This is a genomic window from Bacillus sp. SA1-12 (assembly GCF_000981385.1).
GTDB lineage: Bacteria > Bacillota > Bacilli > Bacillales > Bacillaceae > Metabacillus.
The window spans coordinates 38,610-51,737 of record NZ_LATZ01000120.1 but is presented as its reverse complement, the minus strand read 5'-3'; the positions used below and the strand labels follow the sequence as shown (position 1 = coordinate 51,737).

Here is a 13,128-nt window from a genome sequence, read left to right as displayed (position 1 = left end):
GAAGCATATGTTTTTTCGTGCATTATCATGTCTGTTCCTCCTGTTATTTGTAAGCGGGTGCAATTTCACCCCGCAAACCACACGGTATGAGGTAATTTATAACGGTGAAAAAGAACAGCAGCAAGAACCAGAAAATCAATATCATAAAACATACACGATTGCGGTTATTCCAAAGGTTAGCGGGATTCCTTATTTTAATGCAGTAGAAGAAGGGGTTTTTGAAGCTGGAAAGGATTTAGGTGTAAACGTGCTTTATTCCGGTTCTTTGATTGCAGATTGGAAACAGCAAGAGGCAATTATCGAAGGATATATGGAGCAAAAAGTTGACCTAATAGCTGTTTCTGCAAATGATCCAGAAAAGCTTGGTCCTGTATTAAAGGAAGCGAGAAGACAAGGAATAAGAGTGATTACATGGGATTCAGATACGAAAAACCAATACCGCGAGTTGTTTATTAATATGGTGGATCCGGAAATATTAGGGCGCCATATTATGGATGCGTTATCATCAAGAGTAAATGAGCGCGGAAGCTATGCCATTATCACTGGTTCCAGAGAGGCAGCTAATTTAAATGAGTGGATCTATTGGATGAAGGTCCAACAGCAAGAAAACTACCCGAACATGAAGCTCGTTGATATTGTTGAATCAAATGATGACCCAAAAAAAGCCTATAAGGCCGCAACAGAATTATTAAAACAACATCCGGAACTAACAGGAATTATTGGAAGTTCATCTGTAGGCCCCCCTGCAGCGGCTCAGGCTGTAAAAGACATTAACAAACCAGGTGAAATTACAGTGGTTGGCTTATCAACTCCAAATTTGATGAGAGAATATATAAAAGATGGTTCAGCGCAGGTTGTCACCCTGTGGAGTCCAAAGAAGCTCGGCTATCTAACAGTCAGTATTGCAAATGAATTATTGGATGGTAAGAAGATTAGTGATAATCAATATATTTCAAATATTGGCAATGTCAGAGTAAAAGAGGATACTGTCATCATGGGGCAGCCCATTGATTTTACGAAGGAGAATATTGATCAATATGATTTCTAATATGATGGAGGAAATACGGTTAAAAAACTTCAAGTTGAAAACAAAACTAATCATAACCTATATTCTCCTAACAGTTATTCCGATGGCTGTTTTAGGTTATATCACCTATTATCAAAATACAAAAGCAATTGAAGAAGAGGTAGGGGAGTATGTCCCGAGATTATTAAATCAGGCTAATAAAAACATTGAAAATGAAATCAATGAGCTTGGAAATTTACCGAATATGATTTACAACTCCAGTGATGTTATGTCTGTTTTGCGAGCAAGCCCATATGAAGACCGATCCTTATTGCTCCAAGATCAATTTACGGTTGAAAGCTTTCTTTCCAGGTCCTATCTTGGGAGCAATAACTCAAATATTTTAGGAGCTTTTTTATTATCAAATAATGGTTCTTTTATTAGTACGCGCGTGGCATATGAAGGTTTTGATTTTACAAAAAACCCCTTGCCATATGGAGAGGCGCACGATTTAGAAGGGGATACAAAGGTATTGCTGCCCAACCAGGTCAACTTGACGTTTGAAGGAAACCCGCCATATATGTTGTTAGTAAAAGAAATTATCGACCTTGATAACCGGGAAACGCTCGGCACATTGTTTTTGGCCGTTAAGCTGACGTTTATTGAGGAAATCCTGGAGGATTTAGATGAAGAAGAAAAAGCCTTGATGTGGGTAATGGATGATCAAGGGCAGATTATCTACCATCCGGATCAAACCAAAATTGGTACCTATCTCGAAGAATTAGATCAATACCCTCTTTTAAATGGGAGTTTCCGGACAAACACAGCAAAGGAAAGAACCTTAATTAGTATTAGCCAATCATCAGAACAACAATGGTTATTGGTTCATCGTATTCCAATCAATTATTTAACAGAGCGGACAGATGTCGTAAGAAATGTAGCCATTATTATTTTCCTTATCCTCGTTGTGATTACAACCTTGATTTCAATTATTGTTGCTTGGAGTGTGACAAAGCCTATTAACGTACTCGGGAAGAAGATGAAGGATGTTGAAAAAGGAAATCTTCATATAAAGATCCCGATACATTCAAGAGATGAAGTTGGAGTGCTGGCTGCAAGTTTTCAATCAATGATAACAAAATTAAGAGACCAAATTAGAAGAAATGACAATATTGAAATTAGACAAAAAGAGGCTGAATTATATGCACTGCAATCCCAAATCAATCCTCATTTTATGTACAATACATTGGAAACGATTGGAGCATCAATTGAGGATGGGGAATCCGAATTAGTTGTAGATATGGTGGCCATTTTAGGAAGAATGCTGCGTTTTTCCCTAAGCAATAAGGATAAGATCGTGCCGATTTCTCAAGAGGTCCTACATATTGAAGATTATATGACTTTGCAAAAATTTCGTTTTGAAGAAAGGCTTTCATTCAACATTCATAAAGATCAAGTACAAGAGTTATACTTAACTCCAAAGTTTATTCTTCAGCCAATTGTTGAGAATTCGATTAAATATGGCATGCAAAAAAGAAAGGCACTTAACATTGAAATAGAAGTTAATCAAGATAGAACTAAGCATGCAATGGTGTTTGTGATCCGTGATAACGGTCCTGGGATTAAGGAAGATGACCTTGTTAAAATACACGAGTTATTGAAAAAAGACCCGATGATTAACCGTGATTCAGGATTTGGGCTGACCAATGTTCATGCAAGAATTGTCATGATGTATGGCAGTAACTATGGATTAACACTCACTAGCATGGAAGATCAAGGAACAGAAGTGATCATCAAAATACCGCTGTTAGTTAAAAAGGAAAGTGGTGATGGATAATGTCTTCAATTCGGACAATTATTGTGGATGATGAAAGCCGCATACGACGAAGAATTGAACGGCTTGTTCAATCTTGTGGTGAAGAATGGCAAATCATTGCTGCATTCTCAGATGGCAAGGAAGCTTTAGATGAAATTACAAATCAATCCATTATATTCGATCTTCTCATTACAGATGTGCAGATGCCTGAAATGGATGGCTTAACCCTCGTAAACCAATTAAAACGTACACATTCATTTACAGCGATTATTATTAGCGGATATGATGATTTTTCGTATTTGCAAACCGCAATGCGCGAAGGAGCTGTCAATTACATTTTAAAGCCTATCGATAAAATCCTGTTTGCAGAGCAAATGGAAGAAGTCAAACAAAAGATTTACGATAAGCGAGAAGAACAACAACAGTGGAGCGATGTACAAGAAAAAGTATCACAATTAACCTATACAAAACAAATTCAGTTTTTAAGTGAAGTAACCTGGAATGATGAACTGGACTTATCACTTATCGATTGGACTGGGCATTTTCCAAAAGGATCCTATAAATTAGCTTATATTAGTGTTGATCAGCATCCTTCCTCCAAAAAAGCGAATGATGATATGGAAATTTGGAATCATAACATAGAAAAAATGTTTAAACAGTCACTGGATGGTTTTACCCAGTGGTGGTGGAGGGGCGGTAAGCTTCAATACTGGCTTTTGCTATTTGATGAGGAGGAACCAAATTCTTCCTTTGATGAAAAAACGAGTCACGCATTAAGTGAAGCTAAAGGCAGGATCGGGCGAATAACACCTTATACCGTTTCCATAGCAGTAAGTGAGAAATTTAATAATATGACATGTTTAACAATGATAAAAGATCAGCTTTTATCTCTTCTACAATACCGAATTATTGAAGGCGGAAATAAAGTTTTTCATTCTGAGATGGTAAAACAGCTTGCGGTTCAACAATCAAAGAATATGACATCTTCAGTTTATAAAGATGTTCAACAAATCCTTTCTGCCCTGGAAGGAAAAGGCGAAGCAGATACCGTGAAGGCTTTACAAGGATTTTTTCAGGAAATTGGAGCGTTAAAATCACCGGCATTAATTGAAGAATCTATCCATTATTTATGTTTGCAGATAATAAACCGCTGGCTTGAATATGCTGGGTTTGGCGATACACCTGAGCTATTGCCAGGAGCCCTTCAGCTGACTAAGCGTGCAGCAAATTTCCATCAACTAAGTGACAGTATCAAGCATTGGGTTCTGCAGATGAAAGAGAAAATAGACGAAAGAAAGAACAAAGATTCAGATCCAATACAACGCGCAAAAGATTGGATCCTTCAAAACCTTGGTGAAAACATTACCATAAAGAAAATCGCTGAACATGTTTATATGAGTCCAACTTATTTCAGCAACTTTTTTAAGGCGCAAACCGGTGAAACCATCTTAGATTATGTAACAAAATGCCGCCTCGATAAGGCAAAAGAACTTTTAGCCACAACAGAGCTGAAAGTTTATGATATTTCAACAAAGCTTGGCTATCAAGATACGAAATATTTTAGCCGCTTGTTCAAACAATGGTACGGACAGTCTCCTTCCCAATACCGTGAACTCCATCATAAAACGAGGGAGCAGTAATGAATGGGGCTGTTATTTAAGGGTTTGTCACTCAATATACACCAATATAGGAAGGTTCTAATTAGTTTAGATCTTACTATTGTGTTTGTGAGACTGACCCTTTTGTTAAATGTAAAATTTGTCATATGTTTAGGTTCTAATGCGCAAGTGCCTAAAGCTCTAGGGTCCGAAAGCTCATGAATTCAAGGGAAAGTACACCTTCTATTCATGAGCTTCTTATTTGCCCCAGGCTGTTCAAGGCGCTTGCGCTTTTGTTCTAATGAAATCCCTTCCAAACATCTTAATATTCTCACCCCAACCTTAATATTGTCTCCTTTCATCGATTATGAAAGTTTAATATAGTTAGAGTAATCAATAGAAAGCGCAATCAGCAACCGCGAAAAAATGAAAGGGTATTCTCTATCGGTCTAAAGAACAGAACGATAGGTACAAAAAGTTGGTAATGGAGGGGCGAAAGTGATTAGAAAAGCGAGCATTATGTATGTATATAAAGACCAATATGAAGAATACAAGCGGCGCCATGATGAAATTTGGCCTGAGATGGAAAAGGAATTAAAAGCACATGGCGTCCATAACTATTCAATCTTCTTAGATATCGAAACAGGACAGTTATTTGCCTATTTAGAAGTGGAAGATGAAGAGAAATGGAGCAAGATGGCTGAAACGGAAATTTGCAAAAAATGGTGGGCATACATGGAGCCATTAATGGAAACGAATCCAGATAACAGTCCGGTTTCAAAAGAGTTAAAGAATGTATTTTATTTAGCTTAGAATATCATTTTAATCGAGAAAGGAGATACATCTATGGCTGGTAAAAAAGGAATGAAGTCAACGATTACGGTGGCAATGTCAAACTATTTGGAAGCAGGCTCTATCGTAGCAGGTGCCGGCGGGTTAACGCTTTGGATGGAATATTTAAATTTAGATGATTTTAAACTAGGCTTACTTGGTGCATTAAGTGCAAATGGATTTGGTGCAGCAATCGGAGCATTATTTGGCGGGATTTTAGTTGATAAATATGGACGCAAATTAATTTATAAATATGATCTTCTTGTCTATATGCTTGGTGTCTTGTTAATAACGTTCTCATTTAATTTTCCGATGCTATTAATCGGTTATATTATTACAGGGATTGCTGTTGGCGCTGCTATTCCGGCGGCATGGACGTATATTGCCGAGGAAGCGCCTGATAATGAACGGGCTGCCCGGGTCGGATATGGACAATTAGCATGGTCAGTCGGTCCGGCGGTTTCATTGTTATTGTCTGTCGCATTAGCGCCATTAGGTCTACTTGGAAGCCGGATTATTTTTGCTCAACTGTTTGTAATCGCTTTAGTAACATGGATTTTACAACAACAGATCAATGAATCAACAATTTGGGAAGAAGAGAAACAAAAAGAAGCTAAAATGAAGGCTTCTGGTCAAAAAGCAGAAAACCCAATTAAAGAACTCTTTACAATTAAAGCAAATCGTAAAGCAATCACATTATTGCTCGGAATCTATGTTTTTTGGAATTTAGTTGCAGGTGTGATGGGCTATTTCATGCCATATATATATGAAACAGTCGGCGGACTATCAGCGGCACAAGCAAATCTGCTGCAAGCATTTTTATGGGTATTAACCGTCGCTTCAACTTATTTTGTCTTTATTAAATTAGGTGATAAGGTTAGCCGTAAAGTATTATATACGGTTGGTGCTGTCATGGGAATTATCGCTTGGGCGGTTCTTTCATTAGGAAGCATGGGATATACGGAACTCTTCATTTTCGTTATTCTGTGGGGAGTTGCTGCCGGTTTTGGTGCGCAAGCTTTCTACGGGTTATGGGCAAGTGAACTATTCCATACGAAATACCGTGCAAAAGCACAGGGATTTTTATTCTGTATCGCTCGTGTTGCGGTAGGACTTATTTCACTAGCCGTTCCAACCATGATTTCACTGCTGGGTTTTAAGATTTCGGGATTAATTATGATTGGATTTCTCGTCATCGCTGCAGTTATCGGCTTTGCCATGGCACCGGAAACGAGAGGAAAGTCGTTAAAACAGATTGAACAAGAACGTTATAGTGCATAAAATGAAAGAGTAAAAAAGATGATCGTTCCTTCAGGGGCGATCATTTTTTTATTATTTCAACACTGCATATTTATAATATAAACACAATTAGAGATAAATCGCACTTCGTAAAAACGTAATTCGTTGGTTTAATTCAAATAGTGTAACGGATTAAGAGGAAAAGGTTATACTTTTATATATAAAAATAATTGAATTTTCTTTATAATAAGAATGAACCTATAGAAAAATAAAATTTTAAGCAACTTTTTAGTTTTTAACTGCTAGATAAGGAAACTAGGGGAGTGATAGGGATGGAAAGAAGTTTATCGATGGAATTAGTAAGGGTGACAGAAGCCGCAGCATTAGCATCTGCACGCTGGATGGGAAGAGGGAAAAAAGATGAGGCCGATGATGCTGCCACAACAGCGATGAGGGATGTTTTTGATACCATTCCCATGAAGGGGACCGTTGTTATTGGTGAGGGAGAAATGGATGAAGCCCCAATGCTTTACATAGGAGAAAAGCTTGGAAATGGTTATGGTCCGCGTGTTGATGTTGCGGTTGACCCGCTGGAAGGAACGAATATTGTTGCGTCGGGAGGCTGGAATGCATTATCTGTCATCGCGGTTGCTGATCATGGGAATCTATTACATGCACCTGATATGTATATGGACAAGATTGCGGTTGGCCCTGAAGCAGTTGGACAAATAGATATTAATGCACCGCTAATTGATAATATAAAGGCTGTAGCGAAAGCTAAAAATAAGGATATAGAAGATGTTGTTGTGACGATTCTAAATCGTCCAAAACATGAAAGAATTATTTCTGAATTACGAGAATTAAAGGTTCGGATTAAGCTTATCAATGATGGTGATGTAGCAGGGGCCATTAATACTGCTTTTGATCATACTGGAGTAGACCTTTTATTAGGAGAAGGCGGTGCACCAGAAGGCGTACTTGCTGCAGTTGCCCTCAAATGTCTTGGCGGAGAACTTCAAGGAAGGCTGATCCCGCAAAACGAAGAAGAAATCAATAGATGTGCCGCAATGGGTATTGATGTAAAGAAGATTTTGCGTATGGAAGATTTGGTATCGGGTGACGATGCGATCTTCGCTGCAACTGGCGTAACAGACGGAGAGCTCTTAAAAGGCGTACAATTTAAAGGCTCAATCGGTACAACTCAATCGCTTGTGTTAAGAGCAAAATCAGGAACAGCCCGCTTTATTGATGGTCGACATAGCTTAGTTAAAAAGCCGAATCTTGTGTTTAAGTAATCCAAAGGATAAGTAGAGAGAACCTCTTCTGATGTTATCAGAAGGGGTTTTTTGTCCAAATCATTCAGTTCAGTTAAACATTTAATGTGGTAAGTCCTGATTTCATTCAATATTAATCTAGACGTTAGACAGGGTAGATCATCAATAGTTTACCATTTAATTGTTAACTGATAATCGAAATTCATTAACATATTTGATTTTCCTGAACAGCTAACGGCCCGCACTTTTATCTTGTTTCATCAGCACGTATAGAAGCAAAAATCGCCATTCAGGCACTTTTGAACATCTGCGAAAGCCTCGGACTAGCTGCTGATGATTGGCAATCAAGAAAATGAATTGGATTTAGGTGCTAAAAGAACTGTATGTTGTCTTTGATTAATTAAAAGCTTGCGATTTTTTAGATTGTAACCTTTTTAAGAAGGGTTTCAACCATTACATGCAATCCATGTTTAAAATGACTTAAAGCAGGCTATACATGGTATTAATTACATAAATGGAGGAAATAAATGAAGAAAAAAGTGACGATTATTGGCGGGGCAGGAACGGTCGGAAGTATCGTACAAAATGGATTAAGTGATAAATATGAGTTTACGGTGTTAGATAAAAAAGTCTCAAACCAAATGGAGGACGCCATTCAGGTTGATGCAACTAATTTTCATGAGCTGCTTGAAAGCATTCCAAAGGATACGGATGCATTGATCAATTTGCTTACGATTAAAGTGGAAAATGATTTAAAGGATATTGATCAGTTTTATAAAATGACAGAGATTCATTTTACAGCGTCATTTTATATTTTACATGCCGCAATCATGTTAGGAATCCCTAAAGTCGTGTTTGCAAGCAGCAACCACACGACAGATTATTATGAGGAAAATGGAATTTCCGCATTAGGGAGGGAAATTACTACAGATGATTATCCGTATTCACGTGGACTTTATGGCGTACTTAAACTTGCGTCAGAAAATATCGGCCATATTTTAGCTAGAGAAAAGGAACATAACCTTTCTGTCATTAATTTGCGGATCGGAAGTGTTCAAAATGATGAGCAAAAAGCTGTAAAGGAAAAGGAACGGTTTCACCGTACGTTATTGTCTCATGAAGACACAGTCCAGCTTTTTGATTTGGCGCTTCAATCAACCGTAAAATATGGCACCTATTATGGTGTTTCAAACAATCCAGGCAAACCATGGTCAACTGAAAATGCATGGAAGGAATTAGGCTTTGTTTCCAAAGAAAATGCAATAGATATATTGAAAAAGGGATCTTCATAAAATACATTTACCTTCTAAAAATAACTTGTCACTTTACTTTTTAAAGCAAAATAATCCATATAACATGATATGGAAATCCATTGTATATAGAGGGCAGGTGCTGTAATCTAACACTATTCATCAGTAAGAGAGGAGGGGTTTTTTGAAAACGCGACCCATTTTCCATCAGCACCTTTTTCAACATAAATGGGGGTATTTGCTTGGCTCTGGACTATTATCGATTTCCCTTATTCTTCAATTAATCGTTCCGATGTTATTAGAGAATTTCACAGATGGAATCCAGCATTTATCGATTGATGTTACAGATCTCCTTCAATTAGCAGGTTGGTTTGTACTGGTAGGTGTAGGAATATTTTTATTTCGCTCCTCTGGAAGGATTTATATTTTTCGTTTATCACGAATGCTGGAACGAGATTTGCGCACGAAATTATTCAGTCACTGGGAGACGCTGCCTGCTGAATACTACCAACAGGAGCGGATTGGGAACCTTATGGCACATGCCATAAATGATGTAAATATTCTTCGTCAAATTGGTATGCAAGGGATGTTTCAATCCATTGAGGCAGTGGTGTTAATCTCGATTGCGATTTCGATGATGGCGGGTACGATTGACGTTGTTTTAACCTTGCTTGTTATACTTCCATTACCTGGTTTAACCTATCTCGCTTATCGCTTCCGCAAGAAGATTCGAATGCATTCAAATAAGGTCCAAGAGGCAATTGGCACGCTCACAAGCAGAGTGCAAGAGTTTTGCACAGGAATACGGATTATTAAAACCTACGTACAAGAACAGGAAGAGTTAAAAAAGTTTACGATAGAAAACGATGAGAATATAGAAGCAAATAAACGTTTAATTCGCTCCAACTCTCTGTTTGCCTCACTAAGCCAAGGGATTGTAGGCTTAAGCTATTTACTTTCGATCGTATTTGGTTCTATTTTAGTTATGAAAGGTGCGATCTCACTTGGAGAATTTGTTGCGTTTAATACATATTTATCTTTTTTAATTGCACCGATCGAGAACCTTGGAAAAGTGATTAATCTATTTCAGCAAGGAAAAGCAGCTGACAACAGACTGTGCAAAGTACTAGCAACAAAACCGGATATAAAAGATGAAGAAGACATTCTCCCTATAAAGATCGAAGGGGATATAAAAATTAAGAATTTAACCTTTCAATATAAAAATAGCAAAGGGTATGCCTTGGAAAATATAAATCTAGTCATTGAAAAAGGCACAAGCCTGGCTATTGTCGGAAAAATCGGCAGCGGCAAATCAACGCTCGTAAACTTGCTTTTACGTGTATACAATCCGCCGAGAAACACCATGTTCATAGATGATGTTGATATAAGAGATCTTCCATTAAAATCATTGCGAACTTCAATAGGATATGTACCACAAACGAATTTTTTATTTTCCTCAACGATACATGATAATATTGCCTTTGATCCAAATCCATATGAAAAACAACAGGTTTATCAAGCAGCAAGGCAAGCCCATGTATACAAAGACATCACAGATTTTCCTAAAAGCTTTGAAACAACACTGGGAGAGAGAGGTCTCTCCTTATCAGGAGGGCAGCGACAGCGTGTAAGTATTGCCCGTGCAATGATCAAAAGCTCTCCGATTATGATTTTTGATGACAGCTTAAGTGCTGTTGATGCGAAAACCGAAGAGAAGATTCTTAAAACATTGAATACCGAAATGGAAGGAAAAACGGCGATCATTGTCAGTCACCGGATCTCAACAATTCGTAAGGCTGATCAAATCATTGTGCTGGATGGCGGGAGAATTGCTGAGCAAGGAACACATGAATCGCTTTTAAGGGAAAAGGGTATCTATCATAAAATGCATATGCAGCAATCGAATGAGCTTTCAGCAGAGTCTTCAAACCTCCCGTCTAATTATGAAAGAATGATAGAATAAAAAGGAGGAGGAGTTAGCATCAAAGCCATGGGAGATCATAAACCCGTTGAATATAGTGATACACAGCTGCTAAAGAGGATGCTTTCCTTTGCGAAACCATATTGGAAACAAATTCTCCTTGCTATATTGTTAACCGTAGTTATTGTCATCACCAGCTTAGCACAGCCGTACATTGTTAAGGTGGCAATAGATTCATATATTAATGGAATTTATTCACCTATGATTTCAATGGAGGCATCAAGTGAAGATAGTTTGAAAGAACTGCAGGAGAAAAAGATACCTTTTGAGGAAACAGCCTTATTTGAAGATAGGATTTACTTGCGATTAAAGGAACCGCTTTCCTCAAATGAGTTACTCAATAATGCAGAAAAAGCTGCCATTGTGACCATCTCGGGCGGCCACTACCTCGTACACGGTTGGAATACTGGTCTTTCTGAGTCAGAAAACCATCAGATAAATAAACAGGCAAATGAAATAACGATCGACGGAATGGTGTATCCAGTAAGCCAATTAAGCTCAAAGGATATTGATCTTTTCCGAGGAAATGATTATCAAGGACTTATTTTAATGGGGGTTCTTTATTTATCATTGATCATTGGAGCGGCTGTGCTAATGTATTATCAACATAATACGCTCCAATATACAGGGCAATCGATTATTTATGATATAAGACAAACGCTCTTTAAGCATCTAACCAAAATGCCGATTTCATTTTATGGCCAGCATCCAATCGGAAGATTAGTGACAAGGATCACCCATGATGTAGAGGCACTAAATCAGTTATATTCACAGGTGATTGTCAATTTACTAAAAGAAATCTTTATTCTTATCGGGATCGTCATGATTATGCTTCATATGAGTGTAAAGCTGACGCTTATTAGTTTAATGTTGATACCTGCTGTTGCACTTACGACCTTTTATTTTAAATCGGTGATGAGAAAAGCGCAAAGATATATCCGGCTCATTCTTTCCAGACTAAACTCGTTTCTTGCCGAGAATCTTTCCGGCATGACTGTTATCCAGCTGTTTGCCAGGGAAGAGAAGCAATTAGAACAGTTTAACAAATTAAATGATGAGCATTATCGTGCAGGTATGCGACAAACGGTCCTTAATTCGATTTTTAATCCTTCCATAGGGCTTTTCGGAAACCTGTCACTCGCACTTCTTGTTTGGTATGGCGGCAGAAATGTACTGGAAGGAGCAATAACCTTTGGAATTGTGTATGCGTTTACCCAATACGTAAGACAATTTTTTGAACCTTTACGTGGGTTGGCTGATCACTTTAATCAAATCCAAGCAGCACTTGCTTCTGCAGAAAGAATTTTTGAAACACTTGATACAGAACCAACGATTCTAAATCCGATACAGCCAAAATCATTGGGGCAAACAGTATCCGGTAAGATTCAGTTCCAGCATGTATCGTTTGCCTATAAAGAGGATGAGTGGGTGCTGAATGACATAGATTTCGTGATTCAGCCAGGGGAAACGGTCGGGATTGTTGGAGCAACCGGTGCCGGAAAGAGCTCAATTATTCAGCTTATCAATCGGTTTTATGATATTCAAAAGGGCAGAATCACACTTGATGGTGTTGATATTAAAGATGTACATCTCTCAGAGCTAAGAAAGCATATTGGCATTATTCAGCAGGACAGCTTTGTATTCTCTGGCACCGTTTTTGATAATATTCGGCTTAATAACCAGAAGATCAGTGATGAGGAAATTATTGAGGTAGCAAAATCGGTTAACATCGATTCCTTTTTCAGGTCGCTGCCACAGCAATACGAAACCATGCTTGGTGAGCAGGGCACCATCTTATCAACTGGGCAAAATCAGCTTCTCTCATTTTTACGGGCGATTATCGCGGATCCGGATGTGTTAATCCTTGATGAAGCAACTGCTAATATTGATTCGGAAACAGAAGCTGTTATCCAGCAAACCTTAAAAACGATCTCCAAAAACCGAACGACGATTATCATTGCCCATCGCCTTTCAACGATTCAACATGCTGATAAAATTATTGTTTTGAAGAAAGGGAGGATGATCGAAATGGGCAATCATCAGGAATTATTAAGAAACAAACAGGATTATTACCAGCTATGCAGGAGCCAAGGAAAATCGTCTCTATCAAAAGTAAACGCATAAAAAAATGAA

9 protein-coding genes are annotated in these 13,128 nt (G+C 38.1%); all 9 read left to right on the top strand.

The features are described 5' to 3' along the window. Positions 1-7 precede the first annotated feature (7 nt). A complete protein-coding gene (locus WQ54_RS22195; protein WP_046587462.1) occupies positions 8-1,048 on the top strand; it encodes an autoinducer 2 ABC transporter substrate-binding protein in 1,041 nt (346 codons plus the stop codon). After that, positions 1,038-2,843: a sensor histidine kinase gene (locus WQ54_RS22190; RefSeq protein ID WP_046587460.1), complete on the top strand. Its 1,806-nt coding sequence runs from the start codon at positions 1,038-1,040 to the stop codon at positions 2,841-2,843. Before WQ54_RS22195 ends, WQ54_RS22190 begins: the two co-directional genes overlap by 11 nt. After that, the gene (locus WQ54_RS22185) at positions 2,843-4,462 is read left to right on the top strand and encodes a helix-turn-helix domain-containing protein (protein WP_046587458.1); all 1,620 of its coding nucleotides are present in this window, start codon (positions 2,843-2,845) and stop codon (positions 4,460-4,462) included. The genes WQ54_RS22190 and WQ54_RS22185 overlap by 1 nt, the downstream gene beginning before the upstream one ends. A gap of 456 nt (positions 4,463-4,918) precedes the next feature. After that, on the top strand, positions 4,919-5,233 hold the full coding sequence (gene rhaM / locus WQ54_RS22180; RefSeq protein WP_046587457.1) for an L-rhamnose mutarotase: 315 nt from the start codon (positions 4,919-4,921) through the stop codon (positions 5,231-5,233). A gap of 33 nt (positions 5,234-5,266) precedes the next feature. Further along, positions 5,267-6,532: an MFS transporter gene (locus WQ54_RS22175; RefSeq protein ID WP_046587454.1), complete on the top strand. Its 1,266-nt coding sequence runs from the start codon at positions 5,267-5,269 to the stop codon at positions 6,530-6,532. 290 nt (positions 6,533-6,822) lie between these two features. Next, a complete protein-coding gene (gene glpX, locus WQ54_RS22170) occupies positions 6,823-7,785 on the top strand; it encodes a class II fructose-bisphosphatase (RefSeq protein WP_046587452.1) in 963 nt (320 codons plus the stop codon). A gap of 506 nt (positions 7,786-8,291) precedes the next feature. Next, a complete protein-coding gene (locus WQ54_RS22165) occupies positions 8,292-9,056 on the top strand; it encodes an NAD(P)-dependent oxidoreductase (protein ID WP_046587450.1) in 765 nt (254 codons plus the stop codon). A 142-nt stretch (positions 9,057-9,198) separates the two neighbouring features. After that, the gene (locus tag WQ54_RS22160) at positions 9,199-10,977 is read left to right on the top strand and encodes an ABC transporter ATP-binding protein (RefSeq protein ID WP_046587449.1); all 1,779 of its coding nucleotides are present in this window, start codon (positions 9,199-9,201) and stop codon (positions 10,975-10,977) included. Positions 10,978-11,004: 27 nt separating this feature from the next. Continuing rightward, positions 11,005-13,119 carry an ABC transporter ATP-binding protein gene (locus tag WQ54_RS22155; RefSeq protein WP_046587448.1) on the top strand — a complete coding sequence of 705 codons (2,115 nt, stop codon included), beginning with the start codon at positions 11,005-11,007 and terminating at the stop codon, positions 13,117-13,119. Positions 13,120-13,128: the final 9 nt, after the last annotated feature.